The following is a 19,175-nucleotide window of genomic DNA, read 5'->3' as shown; positions in this document are numbered from 1 at the left end:
CAAGGGAGGAGACACCCGATGAAATTGAAACTGGCAACCATGGCGCTGGGCGCTGTAATGGCGGCAGGTCCGGTTATGGCCGACCTCGTCTTTCCGTCGCTTAGTTATCGTACGGGGCCATATGCGGCGGGCGGTATCCCGTTTGCGGATGGCTATGCCGACTATTTCACACTGCTGAATGAACGCGATGGCGGGATCGGAGGAGTTCCGACCAGGGTGATCGAATGCGAAACCGGCTATAACACTGAAAAAGGTGTGGAATGCTATGAATCGACCAAGGGCGAAGGCTCGTTGGTGTATCAGCCGCTTTCGACAGGCATTACCTATCAGCTGATCCCCAAGACCACCGCAGATGGCATTCCGATGCACACGATGGGTTACGGGCGTACCTCGGCCAAGAACGGTGACGTGTTCAGCCATACCTTCAACTATCCTGCGAACTACTGGGATGGGGCCTCGGGTGCGATCAACTATCTGTTGGAGTCGAACAACGGCGACCTCAGCGGTAAGAAAATCGCGCTGGTCTATCACAACTCGGCCTACGGCAAGGAGCCGATCCGCACACTCGAAGAGCTGTCGGCAAAGCATGGCTTTGAGCTCGTTGCGCTGCCCGTTGATCACCCAGGTCAGGAGCAGAAATCCCAATGGCTGCAAATTCGCCGCGATCGTCCCGACTTCGTCCTGATGTGGGGCTGGGGTGTGATGAACCAGGTCGCTGTTCAGGAAGCTGCCAACATCCGCTACCCGATGGAAAACTTCATCGGTATCTGGTGGTCGGGTTCCGAGAATGACGTGCTGCCTGCGGGTGAAGCCGCCAACGGCTACAAGGCACTGACCTTCCACAACGTGGGCACCGATTTCCCGGTCTTTGACGACCTGCAGAAATATGTGGTCGACGCCGGTAAGGCTGCCGGTGCGGGCGATCAGGTAGGTACGGTTCTGTATAACCGCGGTCTCTATGCCGCTATGTTGGCCGCCGAAGCTGCCAAGAAAGCGCAGGAAATCCACGGCACCGACGACATCACCCCTGCGATGATGCGCGATGGTATGGAAGCGCTGGAAATCACCGAAGCCAAGATGACCGAACTGGGTCTGCCCAACTTTGGTCCAGCCTTCTCGGTCTCGTGCGAAAACCACGGCGGGGACGCTTTGGTTGGCGTGACCCAATGGGACGCGGCCAGCAAGACCTGGAGCTTGATTTCAGAGTTCAAGGCCACCGATGGCGACGTGATCGGCCCGCTGATCAACGAAGACTCGAGCGCTTATGCGACCGAGAACAAAATCGACGGACGTTGCTGATCCGATCTTCTGAAAAACGGGGTGGCGCATTGACGCCGCCCCGACCCTAACACAAGCCTGAGGACACGCACTGATGCTGGATGCGGCTCAAAACACCGAAGTGCAGGCTGAAACCCTGCTTGAGGTCAACAATATCGAGGTGATCTACAACCACGTGATCCTCGTTTTGAAAGGCGTCAGCCTGACCGTGCCCAAGGGCGGGATAACCGCTTTGCTGGGTGGCAATGGGGCGGGCAAAACAACAACGCTCAAGGCGGTGTCGAACCTGCTGCATTCGGAACGGGGCGAGGTCACGAAAGGGACGATCAAGTATCGCGGGACCAGCGTGCATGAAAGCGATCCGGCGGATTTGGTTGAAAAGGGCGTCATCCAGGTTATGGAAGGCCGCCATTGTTTCGAACACCTGACGGTCGAGGAAAACCTGCTGACCGGTGCCTATACCCGCAAGGACGGTGCGGCTGCGATTCAGAAAGACCTTGAGCTTGTCTATTCCTATTTCCCGCGGCTGGCCGAACGCCGCAAATCCCAAGCCGGATATACCTCGGGCGGTGAGCAACAGATGGTCGCCATGGGGCGCGCATTGATGTCACGACCCGAGACGATCCTGCTGGACGAACCCTCGATGGGTCTGGCCCCGCAGTTGGTCGAAGAGATTTTCGGCATCGTGAAGGACCTGAACGAGAAAGAGGGTGTGTCCTTCCTGTTGGCCGAACAGAACACCAACGTGGCGCTGCGGTTTGCGCATTACGGCTACATCTTGGAATCGGGTCGTGTGGTGATGGACGGTCCGGCGGCGGAGCTGCGCGAAAACCCGGACGTGAAGGAATTCTACCTCGGTATGTCTGATGAGGGCCGCAAGAGCTTCCGCGATGTGCGGTCCTATCGCCGCCGCAAGAGGTGGCTGTAAGCGGATGGAGGATCTGGCGATGACCTATTTCGACGCACTCGAAACCCGATCAGCCGACAAACGCGCCGCCGATCAGGCCGAGGCGCTGCAAAAGCAGCTTGCACGGGCCCTGTCTGCCCCGGGTTTCCAAACGCATCTGGCGGATGTGGAGACAGATGGTGTCGCATCGGTTGAGGACTTGCCCAAGCTACCGGTGCTGCGCAAATCAGACTTGGCGCAGGCACAGGCTGCACGTCCTCCGTTTGGAGGGTTCACCGTCAAACCCGCACGGCATTTCCACCATGTGTTTCAATCTCCGGGCCCGATCTACGAACCGGGCAGCACCGATCCCGACTGGTGGCGCATGGGCCGATTCCTGCACGCTGCTGGTGTGGGGCCGGGCGATATCGTTCAGAATTGCTTTGGCTATCACCTGACGCCCGCGGGTATGATCTTTGAAAGCGGCGCGCGCGCGGTCGGGGCAGCTGTTCTGCCCGCAGGCACCGGCCAGACCGAATTGCAAGTGACTGCTGCCCGCGATGTGGGCTGCACTGCCTATGCCGGGACGCCGGATTACCTGAAGGTCATACTGGACAAGGCGGATGAGATGGGCGTCCAGCTTCATTTCACCACCGCCGTTGTAGGGGGCGGGGCCTTGTTCCCGTCACTGCGGCAGGAATACGCGGATCGTGGAATCTCGTGCCTGCAATGCTATGCGACCGCGGATCTGGGTAACATCGCCTACGAAAGCCCCGCAATGGAGGGGATGATCATCGACGAACATGTCATTGTCGAGATCGTGACCCCCGGCACCGGTACCCCGGTGGCAGAGGGTGAAGTGGGTGAGGTCGTTGTGACCTCATTGAACCCCGACTATCCGCTGATCCGTTTCGCGACAGGCGATCTATCGGCGATCATGCCCGGCCAGTCATCTTGCGGGCGCACCAATGCACGGATCAAGGGCTGGATGGGCCGCGCCGATCAGACCACCAAGATCAAGGGTATGTTTGTGCGCCCCGAACAGGTGGCCGCGCTGGTCGATAAACATGCCGAGATCGTCAAAGCTCGCGTCATTGCCGCCCGCCAGGGTGAGATGGACATGATGACCGTTCAGATCGAAAGCCCCGGTGGCGATGACATGGCCTATGCCAAATCGGTTGTCGAGCTGCTGAAACTGAAAGGCGCGATCGAGGTCGTCGCACCGGGATCACTGCCCAAGGATGGGTTGGTGATCGAGGATCAGCGCGTTTACGAATGACGCCAAGCAGGTCTGCGGCAGTATGTGCCGCAGATTTGTACCCCTGCCCACTGGTGTTTCCGACCGTTTTGGTCGATTAAAGACGAAACTTGCGCCTTAGCCAGTAACAAGCCGGGATCATGGCCGACGTCGAATTCTCAGAACACGGAACGCGCAACCGCGGCGCGTTGGGCACCCGGTTGGTGGCGACAGTGGCCTGTCTGGTGGCGGCGGCCTGTCTGCTGCCTATGCTGGCCGTCGTTCTGGCGGCGGTGACGGGCGGGACGGACACGATCTCTCACCTAATGGAAACGGTCTTGCCGGGCTATGCGCTGACCACTGCGGTGCTGGTTGTTTTGGTGGCGATGGGGACGTTTTCCATTGGTGTCGGTGCGGCGTGGCTGGTGACGATGACCCGTTTTCCTGGTGTTCGGTTCCTGGAGATCGCGCTGGTGCTGCCGCTGGCTTTTCCGGCCTATGTTCTGGCCTATGCCTATACGTTCATTCTGGACCACCCAGGTATCGTTCAGACCACCCTGCGCGACATAACCGGCTGGGGTCCGCGTGATTACTGGTTCCCCGAGATCCGCTCGACCGAGGGTGCAGCGGCAATGCTGATCCTCGTGCTTTATCCTTATGTCTATCTGCTGGCCCGCGCGGCATTTCTGCAGCAAAGCGCCAGTGCCTTTCTGGCTGCACGTGCGCTGGGCAAAAGCCCGTGGCTGGCCTTCTGGCACGTTTCGTTGCCAATGGCGCGCCCGGCGATTGCCGGGGGTGTGTTGCTGGCCATCATGGAGACCATCGCCGATTTCGGCACCGTCGCCTATTTCGGCGTGCAAACCTTTGCCACCGGGATCTACACCAGCTGGTTTTCCATCGGAGATCGTGCTGCCGCCGCGCAACTCGCGTTGTGCCTTCTGGGTTTTGCACTGCTGATGGCCGTGGCTGAACGGATGCAACGCGGCAAAGCGAAATATTACCAGGCGGGCAAAAGCCACGCATCTCTGCCCTCGGCCCAACTGAAAGGATGGCAGGCGGCGGCAGCGTTTACGCTATGTGCCATTCCGGTACTGTTGGGCTTTTTGCTGCCGGTATTCATTCTGGTTCAGATGGGGATGGAATCAGAGCAGAACCTGCTGTCGCGGCGCTATATCGGCTTCATCCAGAACTCGCTGACTTTGGCGGGGACGGCCGCGGTGATTACAGTGTTTGCTGCGATCTGTGTCGGGTTCTTTCAGCGTCTGCGCCCTGGTCGGGTATCCTCGGGCGCTGGCTATATGGCGCGGCTGGGCTATGCGGTGCCGGGCGGAGTTATCGCCGTCGGCTTGATCGTGCCCTTTGCAAGTTTCGACAATGCTCTGGACGCGTGGATGCGGCAGACCTTCGATATCTCGACCGGGTTGCTTGTAACCGGCTCGATCTGGCTGCTGGTTGCGGCCTATATGGTCCGGTTCCTGGCCGCTGCGCTCAGCGCTTATGAGGGCGGTCAAAGCACGGTACACGCCAATATGGACGCGGCCTCTCGGTCCTTGGGACAAAGCCCGCTGGGCACGCTGCGCCGCGTGCACCTGCCGATTCTGACACCATCGCTGCTGACCGCGCTGCTGATCGTGTTTGTGGACGTGATGAAAGAGCTGCCAGCGACCCTGATCATGCGCCCGTTCAACTTTGACACACTGGCGGTGCAAGCCTATCGGCTGGCCTCGGACGAACGGCTTGAGGGGGCTGCGGTGCCGTCGCTGGTTATTCTGGCTGTGGGGCTGTTGCCGGTTATTCTGATCTGCCGGCAAGTGGGGCGCAGACGCTAGGTCGCTTCAAAATTACCACACCTTGCGTTGGGTGGGCTTGATTCAGACGCGTTTTCCGGCAAGGCTTAACGCATGAACATGCAGCCTCCTAGCCGGTTCTCTGGCAACTCGGCCCAGATGCCCGTCGCCTTCAACCGCCACGAGATGTCGCATATCCTGTCCGTCTATGGCCGGATGGTCGCCGCCGGAGAGTGGCGGGACTACGGCATTTCCAACCTGCGCGACATGGCAGTGTTTTCCATCTTTCGCCGCACGGCTGAACATCCGATCTATCGGGTCGAAAAGCACCCGCGCCTGCGGCAAAAACAGGGGATGTATTCGGTGGTGGGCATGGATGGCCGTATCCTGAAGCGCGGCCATGATCTGCGCACTGTGCTGCGGGTATTGGAACGCAAGCTGATCCGTTCGGTTGACCTTGATTAGAGCCTTTTATGGCTGGTCACTGGCCCGTCACCCTGATCCTTGATACGCTCGATCGCCTGCGTCATCGGCTCGAACGTCACATCCATGTGGAAGGCGTTGGCATGTAGAAGCATGTCCTCAGCGTAAACCCATGCAACATGGCCTTTCCAGAATAAAAGATCGCCACGTTGGGGCGGTGTACCGTCGGGCAGCGTTCTGCCAACTTCACGCTCTTGATCCCCGCTATCGCCAGGACAGGGCATTCCGCAGGCCAGCATTCCGGCCTGCACCAGGCCCGAGCAATCCAACCCAAACCGGCTGTTGCCACCCCATAAGTACGGTGTGCCCAAAAACAGTTCGGCAACGGCGACCGGATCGGTCAGGGTGACGCCGACAGGTTTGGCGTGAACAGCGGGAATAAACCCAAGACCAGTTTCCAGAAACCCATTTTTCTCGGAACTGGCGGTTATCTTGCTGCCGAAACTCAGCGACGCGGAATCCGGGCTTTTCATGTCCGGCTGCGCGTAGATATGCGTCGCCGGTGCAGTGATCCAATGGGTAGCAGGAACGTGCAGACCAAGCTGGTTCGAGCGGACCCAGCCACGGTATCCATCCTTGTCCGCTTTGATCTGCTTCCATCCATCTGCGGCATCGGTCACCGCGACAGTGTCCCCGTATAAAAGCTGTCGATCCCGAGGGCCATCGGGCGCGCGCATCAAATCGACGACCGGTTTGATGATGCTATGTCGCGTCATAGGTTCAGCATCTCGGGCAAGGCGGCCAGCAGGGCGCGTGGACCTTGTCCCAAACCGCCTTTGCTGCGCCCCGGTTCCTTGCTGCGCTGCCACGAGAAGATATCGAAGTGCATATAACGGTTGTCACCCACAAAGCGGCGCAGGAACAGAGCGGCGGTGATTGACCCGGCAAACCCACCAGCCGGCGCATTGTCCAGATCGGCGATGCCAGGTTCTATCATCCCTTCATACGGCTCGTGAAAGGGCATTCTCCAGACCGGATCGGCTGCTTGACGCGCGCCGCGGGCCAGGGCATCCGCCACGTCGTCATCATTGGTGTAAAACGGCGCAAGATCGGTTCCTACCGCCACGCGTGCTGCGCCGGTCAATGTCGCCATCGAAATCACAAGGTCTGGTTGCCCCTCATCCGCCAGCGCCAGCGCGTCTGCCAGAACAAGACGCCCTTCGGCATCGGTATTATTGATCTCGACCGAAAGGCCCTTGCGCGAAGCCAGGATATCGCCGGGTCGGAATGCATTCCCGGCCACCGAATTCTCAACCGCTGGGATCAGGACACGCAGTTGCAACGGCAGGTTCAGCGCCATGATCATCCGCGCCAGACCCAGCACATTGGCTGCCCCGCCCATGTCCTTTTTCATCAATCCCATTGATGCACCGGGTTTAAGGTTCAACCCGCCGGTATCGAAACAGACACCCTTACCGACCAGAGTCAGTTTCGGCCCCGCGTTACCCCAGTTCATCTCGATCAGACGAGGAGCCTGCGCGGCCGCACGACCCACCGTGTGGATCATGGGAAAATTCTGGTTCAACAGATCATCGCCCACAATTACTGAACAGGATGCGCCGAATTCCTGCGCCAGCGCTTCAGAAGCGGCCTGCAACTGATCCGGCCCCATATCTGATGCAGGTGTGTTGACGAGATCGCGGATCAATGCCTCGGCCTTGGCAACAATCTCCAACCGGGTGGTATCCACGCCGTCCGGGGCGATAAGGCGGGCCTTGGCAGCGGATTGGCTGGCATAGCGGTCAAAACTATACCCTGTCAGCAACCATCCCAGACATTCGGTCTCAACCACGTCGTCTGGCAGGCCCGAAGCGATGTGATACGTGCCCTTGGGCAAAGCTTCGGCAGCGGCGGCCAGCGGGAACCGTTTGCGTGCGCGACCCGCAGGCTTGCCATAGCCCGCCAGCGCCATGGACGGCGCACCGTCTGCATTGGGAATCAACAAGGTTTGACCCAAACCAGCGGTAAAGCCGCTGTTTTCAACCCAAGCCCTCACAGCGCCCGACTGATCCGCCAGCCAGCTTTCGAGCTGGGGCTGCGCGATCACGTGCAATGGCAGGGACGGGTCAGAGGCGGAGGCAAAGGACAGAGTCATGGGGATCTCAACTGGTTCGGTTTGCGCCCAGCCTATCCGTCCACGATCCGTCCGCAAGCCCCGTCAGACCGAAAGATCCTGCTGGTCCCAAATAACGGTCAGCGATTTCTCACCCACGCGGATCAGGCGCGACAGTGTTGCGCCGGTGGCGACGGCATCGCCGACATCCACGTTATGCGCCACATCGCCCGCCACGCGCGCCAGCGCAGTCATGCCGACCTGTTCGGAAATCGCCACCAGGGAACGCGCACATTTGCGCAAGCTGGTCCAATCACGCCGCCGCCAGTAGCGTTCGCAATTCGACAAGCGCACGGCCAATTCCTCGACTGTGCGGCATAGCACGTCCAGTGCATTCTGATCACCCAGTTGCCCGCAAAGACCATTCAACTGGTCCGGATCCAGACGGACGGATTCCTTGTGTTCAAGTGTGACTATCTTTTCCACCACATTTACCCCAATTCTAAACGCCCCCACGGCGTGGATTGACTGTTGCGCGGAATTCCTTTGCAAAACCTTGCAGCGCACTGGGATAATGGCTCGAATTTTCGGCGAATTCAGGTTACAGCACTCGTCAGACACAAGACTAAGGACATAAAAATGGATCGCGCCAAACCTTTGCCGAACTATCTGGTCAAGCGATATCACGGCTGGAAAGCTACGACGTATTCGGAAAATCAGGTCTGGTACCGGCGTCTTGCCACCGAAGGACAGCGCCCGCGCGCCATGGTCATTTCCTGCTGTGACAGCCGGGTGCACGTGACTTCGATTTTCGGAGCCGATCAGGGTGAGTTTTTTATTCACCGAAATATTGCCAACCTGGTTCCACCCTATGCCCCGGACGGAGACCACCACGGCACCAGCGCAGCAATCGAATACGCTGTAACTGCGTTGAAAGTGGCGCATCTGATCGTTCTGGGCCATTCGCAATGTGGCGGTGTTCAGGGCTGTATCGACATGTGCAAAGGACAGGCCCCGCAGCTTGAAGCGAAAGACAGCTTTGTGGGGCGTTGGATGGATATCCTTAAGCCGAAATATGATCTGGTAGCGGATATCGAGGACAGCACGGACCAGGCGCGCCAATTCGAGCGCCACGCGGTTGTCGCCTCGCTGGAAAACCTGCTGACCTTCCCGTTCATTGCTTCGGCTGTCGAGGACGGATCACTGAGCCTGCACGGGTTGTGGACCGATATCGGAGAGGGCGGGCTGCAATGCTATGACCCACATGAAAAGAAGTTCGTGGTTGTTTGACCATCAGTAAGTGCGCTGCGATCGGAAGGGCCGGTCAGGCCCTTCTTGAAACGCAGTTACTCATCACTTCAGAACCATTCCTTCGGGCCAGCTGAGCTTGGATTCGATCTCAACGGTTTCGGTTTGGCCGGGCGCAAGCTCCATTTCCCATGCCAGAATACCGCGCCGGTTGTCGACATTCTCGTCGGTCGGCTTGGGGGTCGCGGTCCATTCGATAGTAAGATCATCCTGTTCGGAATATGGAACACTGTCGAGCAACCGCAGGGGCCACGTCTCATCCGAGAGGTTTTCAACACGAATTTGCGCACGTTCGGCGCGTTCGTTCGAGCGTGCAATCAAACCGACATCACCACTGCGCCGACCCAGAACCTGCCGCCGCAAGGTGAGCGCGTATAGGGGGCCAAATCCCAGCTCTACCTCTTCGCCGGGGCCGATATCAGGGCTGGAGTCGACCGCGACCAAAACACCGTCGACCTGCCACCGGGCGTAGTCAGATGAAAACAGGTTTTGCGAATAAGGGTTCGTAAACCGCGCGGTCCGATAGGCTGTGGTATCCCGGCTGGGATTTGCCAGGGCAAACACTTCCGCAGGTTGGGACATGCTGTCCAGTTCCAGCTCGGCGGCCCCATATCCGCTGGAAATCGAGATCGGCACAGGCAGTGTATAGGTCGTGCCTGTCCCTTGAATTGTCGCGGCGCTCGGTCTCCATCTTTGAGTTAGTTCGAAAACGGGCGCCTCTACAACCGGTTCTTCCAGCGCTTTGGGTTTTTCACGAATGGAGCGGCGTTTGTCTCTAATCCTTGACGCGGCGCTTTGATCGTTGGGCTGTAGTGTGGAAACGCTGAGGGTGATGTCGTTCCAGTTCTCGCCGGTCATTTGACCCACCAGAACGCTACGACTGATCTGTACCTCCGGGACACTTCCGGTCTTCAGATCAAATACATAAGCCGGCTGCCAAGTTGCGGTTTCATAACTGAGATATGACAGCGATAATGTTCCTTCTGTATCTTCTTCGGCAACAACATCTACGGCGATAAGGATACGTTCATTCGCTTCGGGCAAAAGGGCGGCCAGATCAGCGCGGGCGGCGTCCAACTCGATCTCAAGCTCGGTCAGTTGGGTTTCTATTTCGCGGGCCTCAAGCTCTGCCGCCAGCGCAGTGTTTTCAGCCTCAAGGGCTTCGTTTCCAACCATGCGGGCAATGTTGCGCAGGTTTTCGGGATCCGATCCGGCCAAACCAACATTACGCCCCAGATTGGACAGGAACGTAATCGTGTGATCGGCAGCTTGGGCCTTCAATCGGACGGTTTCGGCCTGATCTTGAACCGATTGAATTCGCGTTTCTATGTCTTTGATGCGGTCTTCTACCTGTTTGACGGCGTCGCCGACATATTCACGCCAGGGCACGTCTTCGAAACGTGAAATAAGGGCTGTTTGGGTTAACCCATCGGCGCGGAACTGCATGGTCGCGATTTGGTGGCCTAAATCGTCGTTCTCTGGGGTGCCCAGCAGGATCAGGCGATGAGTGCCCGCCGGAACTTCGAACTCAGCTGTTCGGGTGATCAGGGCGCTGTCCGGGTAAACGGTCACGGCGCTGACATCTGTATCAAGGGTAAAGGTTTCGGCGGACAGAATGGTCGGCACAAGGGCCAACAAATAGAACACTGGCTTCATAATCACTCGCGGAAATAAAATTGCAAACTACCGTATTGGTTGCAATTGAACCACAATACATCAAGTCAAAATAAAAAGAGCCGCCCAAAAGGCGGCCCTTCATATTGGTTCAGGTTAGCGATTTCAGCCCTTTTTCAGAACCTCACGGCCCAACAGTTCGGCAATCTGCACCGCGTTCAGGGCGGCGCCTTTGCGCAGGTTGTCGGACACGCACCACAGGTTGATGCCGTTTTCCACGGTCGAGTCCTGACGGATGCGGCTGATGAAAGTCGCGAAATCGCCCGCGCATTCGATAGGCGAGACGTAGCCACCGGCCTCGCGCTTGTCGATCACCATGATGCCCGGTGCCTCGCGCAGGATGTCGCGGGCCTCATCTTCGTCCAGGAATTCCTCGAACTCGATATTCACGGCCTCGGAGTGGCCGACAAAGACCGGAACGCGGACGCAGGTGGCTGTGACCTTAATCGACGGGTCGACGATCTTTTTGGTCTCGACCACCATCTTCCATTCTTCCTTGGTCGAGCCGTCTTCCATGAAGACGTCGATCTGCGGGATGACGTTGAAGGCGATCTGCTTCTGGAACTTCTTCGGCTCCACTTCGGTTGTGGGGTTGTAGACCGCTTTGGTCTGATCCCACAGCTCATCCATGCCCTCTTTGCCCGCGCCCGAGACCGACTGATAGGTCGACACGACGACGCGCTTGATCTTGGCACGATCATGCAGCGGCTTGAGCGCGACAACCATCTGCGCGGTCGAGCAGTTGGGGTTCGCGATGATGTTCTTGTTCTTATAGTCGTGGATCGCCTGCGGGTTACATTCCGGCACGATAAGCGGAATGTCGGGGTCGTAGCGATAGAGCGACGAGTTATCGATCACCACACAACCAGCCTCCGCCGCCTTGGGCGCGTAGACCTTGGTTGCGTCCGAGCCGATGGCGAACAGCGCCATGTCCCAGCCGGTGAAGTCGAAGGTATCGATGTCCTGGGTGGTCAGTGTCTTGTCGCCAAAGCTAACTTCTGTACCCAGCGAACGACGGCTTGCCAGCACGGCAAGTTCATCGACGGGGAACTGGCGTTCTGCCAGAATGTTCAGCATTTCGCGGCCCACGTTACCCGTGGCGCCGGCGACAACGACGCGATAGCCCATTTCATGTCTCCAAAGTTAAGGACGCGCGTTCATAGCTGCGTTGCGGCAAAGAAAAAAGGGTTTTCGGGTCAGATTCCGCCCGATGACACCGATTTGACGCGGCGCATCGCCTCAGGTGTCGGTCAAAAGCCGTTCGTAGAGGGCGACAAGGGTCTTTGCTTCGCCGTTGATGTCGAAATTCTGCTCGACATGGGTACGGGCGGCGCGGCCGGATTGCGCTAGAGAATCGCGGTTTTCCAGCATCCGGGCTGCGGCATCGGCCAAGGCCGGGATATTGCCTGGCTCCACCACATGGCCCAATGACGGGTCAGTAACGATCTCAGAGAACGCACCGACATCGGTGGCCACGACGGGTACGCCGCAGGCCATCGCCTCCAACGGGGTCAGGCCGAAGCCTTCCCACCGCTGGGGTGCGATGAAGAGGTCCAGAACCTGATACCATTCGGCGATCTGGTCGACTGTAACCTCGGGCATGAAGAGGATGCGGTCGGACAGGCCCGCCACCGCGACCTTGTCTTTCAATTCGGACAGAAAGGTGGTGTGTTGTTCCGTGGCGCGGCCCATGACGATGCCATGCACATCGTCAAAGCGGCCACATAGCTCGATCATTGCATCCACAAAGGCGTCAGTACCCTTCTGGTGGCGGATGCGGCCATAGCAGCCCAGCAGGAGGCCATCAGGCAGGCCCAACCGGGCGCGAACGGTCGTTTTATCCTCGGGCGGGGTAAAATCCTGCAGGTTGATACCATGCATGATCACCTGTGCATCCCGATCCAGATACCCGGCGGTTTTGCGCGAGGTGGCGACTACGGCGTCCATCTTGTCGATCAGCCATTTGGTATAGCCCGTATGCGCCCGCTGCGACGCGCTGGTGAACAGCAGTTTCAGCCGCAACCGCAGGATGTTGCGCAGGAACAGACCCAACAGCATCTCGGTATTGCGACGCGCGTGCCAGACGCGCAGGGTTTTGCGCGACAGAAAGGGCAGGCGGCCAAGCGGGATATGCGGGATATCGGCAGGCAGGCCCGGACCGGTGGCTGCAATGTCGATCCATTGCACCTGCAACGGCACCAGCCGCGCAATCGTTGCCGTCACGCCCGAAAGCCTGCGTTTGAGATTGGGGGCAATGACGCGCGGGTCAGACATGGGCTCTCCTGACGGGGTTAGCGTCAGTCGACGCTGTCCCGGCTGAATAGATAGATCACGCAGCCAATGGCAAGCGAGATGGCAAAAAAGCCGAATATCGCTGTGTAGGGTGCAGAGGGGCTGATGTCTACCGTGGCCGCGTGGACGCGGCCGGTGACGAATTGGGCAAGGCCGACGCCTCCGATCCCGAACAGGTTCAACAGGGTCACGCCTCGGCCCACTAGGTGTGGAGGAACAAAGGCGCGGCCATGGGCCATGATGACAGGAAAGCTGGCCCCGGTGAACCCGATGACCGAGATTAGAACTACCGACAACCAGACCGCATTGTCGATCCACAGGCACAACAGAGTCAGGGCGACCACGCCCAGCGCGTTGCCGCCAAAGATCACCCATTTCCGCGTTCCCAATATCCGGTCAAGCGGGCCATAGGCGAAGGTGCCCGCAATCATCGACGCGCCCATGATCAGAGTGGCGGTTCCGATCTGTGTTGTGCTGAGTGCGAAGATATCGCTCAGATAGGGCCCGGCCCAAAGGCCGCGGGTTGCAGCCGATGGCGCATAGGCCACCAACATCAGGGGCAGGATGGCCCAGAGTGCGGGCTGCTTCAGCAGATCCAGAACCGATCCTTTGTGGTCGGTTTCAACGCGTTTGGGATCATGAACTGTGAACAGGATGCCGATGGCGATCACGCCCGAAAACAGGGCCAAAGTGACCATTGTGGCGCGCCAACCCATCAGCTCAACGGCCAGCGCAGTGGGGTAGGAGGCGACCAAATTTCCGACCGACCCAACACCCAGCATCAGGGCGGCCAGCGTGGCGAAACGGGCCGGGGGGTATTCGCGGGCGAAGATAAAGTAAGACGCCATCAGGATCGGCGAGCATCCCACTCCGATCAGCCCCATGGCCAGGGCGACATGAAAAGGCGTGCTGGCCACGGCAAAGATCAGTGCGCCGCCTGCGCCACCGACCAGCAACAAAACAGTCGAGGTCAGCCGCGGCCCGACCCGATCCAGCGCCCAGCCCACCGGCAGTTGCATGGCGGCAAAGACCAAAAACCAAAGACCTGAGGCAAAAGCGAGGTCCTCTGGCGTGGCGCCGATATCCCGGCCTAGATCGACGCTGAGTACGGCTAAAAACGCGCGAAAAAACTGGCTGAGCACATAGCCCAGGCACAACACGACCAAACCTGCTTTCATGAAATGACACTCTCCCCCGCGGCTAACCGGCTATGCTTGGCACGGCAGGACTCCGCACACAAGCATGTGTGTAATGACGATTTCGCGGGACAGGTGCCACAATCGGTCTATGTTCAGGGATAATTTCGACAAGAGGTTATTATGAAGGACGCTCAGGTCGCGTTTTACGACAGCCTGCCCTTGCTGCGGGACTTTACCCGTTTGGCCGACCCTCAGCGGTTTTCGGCCATTCCCAGTGACTGGGTTGTTGGTGTTGCGGACATTGTCGACTCGACCGGGCAGATCGCGCAGGGACGCTACAAAACGGTCAATACCGTCGGGGCAGCGGTTATTTCAGCGATGATCAACGCCATGAGCGGGCGCGAGTTTCCGTATGTCTTCGGTGGTGACGGCGCAGGCTTTGCCGTGCCCGCCAGTGCAGCTGAAGCGGCCCGCGAGGTTCTGGCCGCCATGAGGCGCTGGGCTGAGGAAGAGTTTTCCATTCCGCTGCGCGCAGCATTGGTGACGGTGGCCGAAATCCGCAAGGCGGGCAAAGACCTGCGCGTCGCCCGTTTCGCACCATCGGACGGGGTCGACTATGCGATGTTCTCGGGCGGGGGGCTTGCTTGGGCGGAAACACAGATGAAGGCCGGTCACTTTATGGTGCCCGAGGCCGACCCCGGTGCGCGCCCTGATCTAACCGGTCTTTCATGTCGGTGGTCCAACGTTAGGGCGCAGCATGGGCAGATCGTTTCGCTGGTCGTGGAACCCACGCCGCACGCCACCGAGGCGGATTTTGCCGACCTCGCCCAATCGGTTCTGTCTGCAGCCGAAGGGTTGGAGCGCGCGGGTCACCCGGTACCGGAAAACGGCCCACCGATCGGATGGCCACCACCTGGTCTGAGCATTGATGCCCATGTCTCGCGCGCCGGCGGCAGCCTTGTTGGTCAAACGCTCAAACTGTTGGTACAGAATTTGCTGATCGCATTGCTGTTTCGGTCCGGCAAACGGCTGGGTAACTTTGAGCCGGATCACTATAAACGCATGGTTAGTCGGAATGCGGATTATCGAAAGTTCGACGACGGGCTTAAAATGACGCTGGATTGCGATCCTGCGACGTTGGCGCAAATTCAGATGATGCTGGAACAAGCGCGCGGGCGCGGCAAGGTGCGTTACGGCTTGCACGCACAGGACGAGGCGATGATGACCTGTTTTGTGCCTTCAGCTACCCGCGATGACCACGTGCATTTCGTTGATGGCGCGTCAGGTGGATATGCGCAGGCCGCTGCGGCGATGCAGAGCTGATCGTTACCGGGTCTTCCACTTCGTCGCCAATGCGCGCGCCGCCTGCGTCAGGATCATGACGTCGATTCCAACAGCCAGAAATTGTGCGCCCATCTCAAGGTAGCTTTGTGTCGCCTCTTCATGAGTGCCCAGAATTCCGGGAGCCTTGCCGGCTTTTTTGATTCGGCTGATTGCGTCGGCAATCGTTTCGCGAACCTCCGGCGCCGCGCTGTTGCCCTGGTATCCCATATCCGTCGACAAGTCCGCTGGACCGATAAAAACGCCTTCGACGCCATCGACTTTCAAAATATCATCAAGCGCGGCGATACCGGCACGGTTTTCGACCTGAACCAATAGGCAGACTTGCGCATCTGCTGTCTGGATGTAATCGGAGAAAGATCCATACCCGGTCGCCCGCGCGGCGCCGGCACCGACGCCGCGGACCCCTTCTGGTGGATAGCGACACGCGCGCACCAATTCGCGCGCTTGATCGGCGCTGTTGACCATGGGAACCAAAATTGTTTGGGCACCGGCGTCCAATACCATTTTGATCAGCGCGGTGTCTCCGACGGGCACCCGAACAACCGGATGTGTGGCACTGGCCGACAAGGCCATTAGCTGGTCACGAACCGAACGGATATCGTTGGGCGCATGCTCTCCGTCGATTACCAGCCAGTCGAAGCCAGCGGTTCCCATGATTTCAGCGGTGACGCTTTCGGCGAAGCTGGTCCAACAGCCGATCAAGCGATCCCCATTGGCCAGAGCTTCTTTGAATGTGTTTACAGGGGCTGGCATCGCGGGGCCTCCAAGGCGGTGGTGGAAACGCCTGACAGTGATGGCCATTCGGGGGAAAAGGTCAATCAGATTTGGCATTGGGTTCGAAGGTGATGCGGGCAAATCTGGACAACAAGGCTCTGAATAAGGGGTTTTCCGCGCTGTTGCAGTCTTATTGGATTTCGGTCAAGATTCCGTATGACCAAAGACCTGCCATCGACATCCCGCTCGTTGCCGATTGCGTTGCTTCGGGCCCGCGAACGGGTCATGGGCCCTATTCGGAAGATGTTGGCAGACGCCGGCGTAACCGAGCAGCAATGGCGTGTGTTGCGTGTTCTGAACGAGGAAGGTCCACAAGAGCCCACGGTGATTGCTGACCGGGCGTGTCTGTTGTTGCCCAGCCTGACACGGATTTTGCAAAAGCTCGAGGTTAAGGGACTGATCCGGCGCAGTGCCCATCCAATCGACAAGCGCCGACAGATTGTCGAGATCATGCCAACGGGTGAGCAGATCATCCGCGACAATATCGACGTCACAGTCCGGCTGGCGGATGAGATAAAGTCGCAATTGGGCCCCAAAAGGCATGAGACGCTGCTGGACCTTCTGAACGATCTTTATGATCTCAAAACCTGAGAGGTAACTCTGCGCCCCGCCAGAGGCGGTGATTGGTGTCCCCTGGCGGGAGAGTCGGACTTAGACTTGTGTTTTGTGTCCGACCGACGCTTCAGAGGACCAGCCAACCTGAAATGAGGCGACATTGCGAAAGTTGCGACCCTTGGGGGGGCGGGCCACGACCGCGGTTCTCTGAAACAGGTGCACCCGGTCTTTTGTGCAATCTGCCCTATCTTGGGGCTTTGGGCGGGCAAGAATGGTCTGGGTGCAATTCAACGTCTGTTTGTTGTCTGCAACCTTTGATTTAGTGCTTCGATCTGTCATTCCAAGATGTAGGGCTACAAAGTAACCCGGGTCAGGACGTCGCTTTGGCTTGTTCAAACCGGGTGTATCCTTAGGATGCGTCCAGTGCGTTGCAAGAAGGGGCCAAAGATGTCTGATACGTTGTTTTCCTTGCCAGACCCGATCGAGGTACCGATCCACGGGGAGTCGTCCTTTTACCCCGTCGGTCGCATTTTCTGTGTCGGACGCAATTATGCAGCCCATGCCGCGGAAATGGGCCACGAGGTTGACCGCGAAGCGCCGTTCTATTTCACCAAATCGGCAGCCAATGCCGTTCTGTCCGGTGCGACCGTGCCGTTTCCGTCCGGAACCCAGAATTTTCATCATGAGATGGAATTGGCAGTCGCGCTCGGAAAGCCCGTTTTCAATGCCAAACCTGCCGAGGCCGCAGATGCAGTCTACGCCTATGGCTGTGCTCTGGACATGACCCGTCGGGATTTGCAGATCCGCGAGCGTAGCAAGCAACGCCCTTGGGATCTGGGCAAAGACCTTGAAAATGGCACCGTTCTTGCCCCGCTGACGCGCGCCTCGGACTGGATGCCCGAGGATGACAAACGCATTTTTCTCAGCGTGAACGGCGACGTTCGGCAAGATGCGACCTTGCACGAACTGATCTGGAAGATTGATGAGATCATCAGTCACCTTTCCGGATATTACCATCTGCGACCCGGAGACATAATCCTGACCGGTACACCGGCCGGAGTGGGGGCGCTTGCGCCCGGAGACGTTCTTGAGGGTGGAATAGATGGGCTGCAGCCAATCTCTCTAACGCTGTCAGATCCTGAATAGCCTCTATTTAGGCTCTTTCAGCCAGTGCTTAGAAAACTCCACGCGATCCAGCCCTGCAAACCTGCGGACCCGGTCCAACTCCGAGGTCAAACGACTTGTCCGTGCCGCGGACCATTTGACCGAGCGTTCTGGCCACAACGCACTGACTTGCAGAACGCCCCGATCGCGATGAGCCTTCATGTCGATCCGGCCAATAAGCCGGTCGCCTTCAAGCAGCGGGAAGACGTAGTACCCATAGGTACGCTTCGCTTCGGGGACGAAGACTTCGATACGATAGTGAAATCCGAACAATCGCTCGGCCCGGTTTCGATCACGCAGCATGGGGTCAAAGGGGCTGAGGACGCGAATGCGACCCGGCGGGGCAGCCTGGGGCTTGGTGTCGGCCAAGACCGGTTTTGAAACCAATTTGCGGGTCTGCCCATCCGCACATGTGATTTCGACTTCCTCAATTTCTCCCCGTCTTAGAGCCTGCTTTACCCATTCTCGCGCCTCTGTTGCGCTGACTGTGTCCCAGAATGCTGCCAGCTCACCGGACGTGGCGAACCCCAACCTGTCCAGGGCTGCGTTACAAAGCCAATTCACTGTTTCCGGCGCATCAATATCTGCATCGCCGGGGCAAAGATGCGTGTCGATCACCCGTTCCGTCAGGTCGTATCGTTTTTGGAACCCGCGCCGTCCGACAACCGTCAACGCGCCAGATCGCCAGAGAAATTCAAGCGCGGTTTTTGAAGGGTGCCAGTCCCACCACCCGCCCGAGCCCTTCTTTTCGTCCTTCCCGACATCGGACGACGATACAGGGCCATGATCACGAATATGGTTCAGAACGCTTTGGAACTGCTGTTCGAAGCCATCGCGTCGCCAATTCTTCCACCGGGATTTCAGCAGTTCAGCATCGCGTTGAAAGCGCAGATGCCAGTGTCGGTAGAATTCCATCGGAATAACGGCGGCATCATGGGTCCAGTGTTCGAACAGCGCGCGGTCGCGTTCATAAAGGCGCTTTAGGTTTTGCGCGCGATAGCTGGGCCTGCGTGAGAACAGGATCATATCATGGGCGCGCGCAACCGTGTTGATACTGTCCAGTTGAACAAAACCCAGCCGATGGATCAGATCCAGCAGCTCTGCCCCTTTGGCCCCCCCTGAAGGCTGTTCTGCCAATGCATGACGGTCCATGAACAGCAATCGGGCTGTGCGATTGTCCAGCTTTTGAATAGCCACGGCG

18 protein-coding genes are annotated in these 19,175 nt (G+C 58.5%); 9 read left to right on the top strand and 9 right to left on the bottom strand.

Features of this window, described 5'->3' with window-relative positions:
* Positions 1-18: 18 nt before the first annotated feature.
* The 5 genes from AC2FNR_RS01005 to AC2FNR_RS00985 all read left to right on the top strand — a co-directional run bounded on the left by AC2FNR_RS01005 (position 19) and on the right by AC2FNR_RS00985 (position 5,653).
* Positions 19-1,299 carry an ABC transporter substrate-binding protein gene (locus AC2FNR_RS01005; protein ID WP_170355675.1) on the top strand — a complete coding sequence of 427 codons (1,281 nt, stop codon included), beginning with the start codon at positions 19-21 and terminating at the stop codon, positions 1,297-1,299.
* Between the two features lie 73 nt (positions 1,300-1,372).
* Complete coding sequence (locus AC2FNR_RS01000) at positions 1,373-2,206, top strand: ABC transporter ATP-binding protein (RefSeq protein ID WP_170755462.1); 834 nt, start codon at positions 1,373-1,375, stop codon at positions 2,204-2,206.
* A 19-nt stretch (positions 2,207-2,225) separates the two neighbouring features.
* Positions 2,226-3,443: a phenylacetate--CoA ligase family protein gene (locus AC2FNR_RS00995; RefSeq protein ID WP_480868988.1), complete on the top strand. Its 1,218-nt coding sequence runs from the start codon at positions 2,226-2,228 to the stop codon at positions 3,441-3,443.
* A gap of 119 nt (positions 3,444-3,562) precedes the next feature.
* Entirely contained in the window at positions 3,563-5,230 is a 1,668-nt protein-coding gene (locus tag AC2FNR_RS00990) for an ABC transporter permease (RefSeq protein WP_496847665.1), read from the top strand.
* Between the two features lie 72 nt (positions 5,231-5,302).
* Positions 5,303-5,653 carry a DUF2794 domain-containing protein gene (locus tag AC2FNR_RS00985; RefSeq protein WP_209195876.1) on the top strand — a complete coding sequence of 117 codons (351 nt, stop codon included), beginning with the start codon at positions 5,303-5,305 and terminating at the stop codon, positions 5,651-5,653.
* On the opposite strand, the gene AC2FNR_RS00980 is transcribed toward AC2FNR_RS00985, so the two are convergent.
* The 3 genes from AC2FNR_RS00980 to AC2FNR_RS00970 form a co-directional block, all read right to left on the bottom strand.
* A complete protein-coding gene (locus tag AC2FNR_RS00980; RefSeq protein WP_496847664.1) occupies positions 5,650-6,387 on the bottom strand; it encodes a C40 family peptidase in 738 nt (245 codons plus the stop codon). The two genes, AC2FNR_RS00985 and AC2FNR_RS00980, sit on opposite strands and share 4 nt — an antisense overlap.
* The gene (locus AC2FNR_RS00975; protein WP_496847663.1) at positions 6,384-7,766 is read right to left on the bottom strand and encodes a leucyl aminopeptidase family protein; all 1,383 of its coding nucleotides are present in this window, start codon (positions 7,764-7,766) and stop codon (positions 6,384-6,386) included. The genes AC2FNR_RS00980 and AC2FNR_RS00975 overlap by 4 nt, the downstream gene beginning before the upstream one ends.
* A 63-nt stretch (positions 7,767-7,829) precedes the next feature.
* Positions 7,830-8,210 carry a hypothetical protein gene (locus tag AC2FNR_RS00970; protein ID WP_414478922.1) on the bottom strand — a complete coding sequence of 127 codons (381 nt, stop codon included), beginning with the start codon at positions 8,208-8,210 and terminating at the stop codon, positions 7,830-7,832.
* A gap of 153 nt (positions 8,211-8,363) precedes the next feature.
* On the opposite strand from AC2FNR_RS00970, the gene AC2FNR_RS00965 reads away from it, so the two are divergent.
* Entirely contained in the window at positions 8,364-9,014 is a 651-nt protein-coding gene (locus AC2FNR_RS00965) for a carbonic anhydrase (RefSeq protein WP_170355681.1), read from the top strand.
* A 63-nt stretch (positions 9,015-9,077) separates the two neighbouring features.
* Here AC2FNR_RS00965 and AC2FNR_RS00960 read toward each other — a convergent pair whose 3' ends face one another.
* From AC2FNR_RS00960 to AC2FNR_RS00945, 4 genes are all read right to left on the bottom strand, one after another.
* The gene (locus tag AC2FNR_RS00960; protein WP_496847662.1) at positions 9,078-10,688 is read right to left on the bottom strand and encodes a DUF4139 domain-containing protein; all 1,611 of its coding nucleotides are present in this window, start codon (positions 10,686-10,688) and stop codon (positions 9,078-9,080) included.
* Between the two features lie 123 nt (positions 10,689-10,811).
* Positions 10,812-11,834, bottom strand: coding sequence for an aspartate-semialdehyde dehydrogenase (locus AC2FNR_RS00955; RefSeq protein WP_420585615.1), 1,023 nt, complete (start codon positions 11,832-11,834; stop codon positions 10,812-10,814).
* A 111-nt stretch (positions 11,835-11,945) separates the two neighbouring features.
* A complete protein-coding gene (locus AC2FNR_RS00950; RefSeq protein ID WP_496847661.1) occupies positions 11,946-12,980 on the bottom strand; it encodes a glycosyltransferase family 4 protein in 1,035 nt (344 codons plus the stop codon).
* 23 nt (positions 12,981-13,003) lie between these two features.
* A complete protein-coding gene (locus AC2FNR_RS00945) occupies positions 13,004-14,176 on the bottom strand; it encodes an MFS transporter (protein WP_170724650.1) in 1,173 nt (390 codons plus the stop codon).
* Positions 14,177-14,317: 141 nt separating this feature from the next.
* Between AC2FNR_RS00945 and AC2FNR_RS00940 the strand changes: the two genes are divergently transcribed.
* On the top strand, positions 14,318-15,460 hold the full coding sequence (locus AC2FNR_RS00940; protein WP_353392593.1) for a DUF3095 domain-containing protein: 1,143 nt from the start codon (positions 14,318-14,320) through the stop codon (positions 15,458-15,460).
* 3 nt (positions 15,461-15,463) lie between these two features.
* Here AC2FNR_RS00940 and AC2FNR_RS00935 read toward each other — a convergent pair whose 3' ends face one another.
* Positions 15,464-16,234 (bottom strand): HpcH/HpaI aldolase family protein, encoded by a 771-nt coding sequence (locus AC2FNR_RS00935; RefSeq protein ID WP_353392594.1) that lies wholly within the window; start codon positions 16,232-16,234, stop codon positions 15,464-15,466.
* A gap of 177 nt (positions 16,235-16,411) precedes the next feature.
* Here AC2FNR_RS00935 and hpaR point away from each other — a divergent pair, with 177 nt between their 5' ends.
* Both hpaR and AC2FNR_RS00925 read left to right on the top strand, forming a co-directional pair.
* Positions 16,412-16,846, top strand: coding sequence for a homoprotocatechuate degradation operon regulator HpaR (gene hpaR / locus AC2FNR_RS00930; protein WP_170355688.1), 435 nt, complete (start codon positions 16,412-16,414; stop codon positions 16,844-16,846).
* Between the two features lie 411 nt (positions 16,847-17,257).
* Entirely contained in the window at positions 17,258-17,956 is a 699-nt protein-coding gene (locus tag AC2FNR_RS00925; protein ID WP_496847660.1) for a fumarylacetoacetate hydrolase family protein, read from the top strand.
* Between the two features lie 3 nt (positions 17,957-17,959).
* On the opposite strand, the gene AC2FNR_RS00920 is transcribed toward AC2FNR_RS00925, so the two are convergent.
* Positions 17,960-19,171: a winged helix-turn-helix domain-containing protein gene (locus AC2FNR_RS00920; RefSeq protein ID WP_353392596.1), complete on the bottom strand. Its 1,212-nt coding sequence runs from the start codon at positions 19,169-19,171 to the stop codon at positions 17,960-17,962.
* Positions 19,172-19,175: the final 4 nt, after the last annotated feature.

Source organism: Ruegeria sp. SATB045 (assembly GCF_059613525.1).
This window is presented reverse-complemented; position numbering and strand designations above follow the sequence as displayed.

Excerpts from the sequence above, each read along its gene's own strand:
- AC2FNR_RS00955 (WP_420585615.1), bottom strand. The coding sequence starts at position 11,834 with ATGGGCTATCGCGTCGTTGTCGCCGGCGCCACGGGTAACGTGGGCCGC.
- AC2FNR_RS00995 (WP_480868988.1), top strand. The coding sequence starts at position 2,226 with ATGACCTATTTCGACGCACTCGAAACCCGATCAGCCGACAAACGCGCC.
- AC2FNR_RS00960 (WP_496847662.1), bottom strand. The coding sequence starts at position 10,688 with ATGAAGCCAGTGTTCTATTTGTTGGCCCTTGTGCCGACCATTCTGTCC.
- AC2FNR_RS01005 (WP_170355675.1), top strand. The coding sequence starts at position 19 with ATGAAATTGAAACTGGCAACCATGGCGCTGGGCGCTGTAATGGCGGCA.
- AC2FNR_RS00940 (WP_353392593.1), top strand. The coding sequence starts at position 14,318 with ATGAAGGACGCTCAGGTCGCGTTTTACGACAGCCTGCCCTTGCTGCGG.
- AC2FNR_RS00975 (WP_496847663.1), bottom strand. The coding sequence starts at position 7,766 with ATGACTCTGTCCTTTGCCTCCGCCTCTGACCCGTCCCTGCCATTGCAC.
- AC2FNR_RS01000 (WP_170755462.1), top strand. The coding sequence starts at position 1,373 with ATGCTGGATGCGGCTCAAAACACCGAAGTGCAGGCTGAAACCCTGCTT.
- AC2FNR_RS00925 (WP_496847660.1), top strand. The coding sequence starts at position 17,258 with ATGTCTGATACGTTGTTTTCCTTGCCAGACCCGATCGAGGTACCGATC.
- AC2FNR_RS00945 (WP_170724650.1), bottom strand. The coding sequence starts at position 14,176 with ATGAAAGCAGGTTTGGTCGTGTTGTGCCTGGGCTATGTGCTCAGCCAG.
- AC2FNR_RS00980 (WP_496847664.1), bottom strand. The coding sequence starts at position 6,387 with ATGACGCGACATAGCATCATCAAACCGGTCGTCGATTTGATGCGCGCG.
- hpaR (WP_170355688.1), top strand. The coding sequence starts at position 16,412 with ATGACCAAAGACCTGCCATCGACATCCCGCTCGTTGCCGATTGCGTTG.
- AC2FNR_RS00990 (WP_496847665.1), top strand. The coding sequence starts at position 3,563 with ATGGCCGACGTCGAATTCTCAGAACACGGAACGCGCAACCGCGGCGCG.
- AC2FNR_RS00965 (WP_170355681.1), top strand. The coding sequence starts at position 8,364 with ATGGATCGCGCCAAACCTTTGCCGAACTATCTGGTCAAGCGATATCAC.
- AC2FNR_RS00935 (WP_353392594.1), bottom strand. The coding sequence starts at position 16,234 with ATGCCAGCCCCTGTAAACACATTCAAAGAAGCTCTGGCCAATGGGGAT.
- AC2FNR_RS00985 (WP_209195876.1), top strand. The coding sequence starts at position 5,303 with ATGAACATGCAGCCTCCTAGCCGGTTCTCTGGCAACTCGGCCCAGATG.
- AC2FNR_RS00950 (WP_496847661.1), bottom strand. The coding sequence starts at position 12,980 with ATGTCTGACCCGCGCGTCATTGCCCCCAATCTCAAACGCAGGCTTTCG.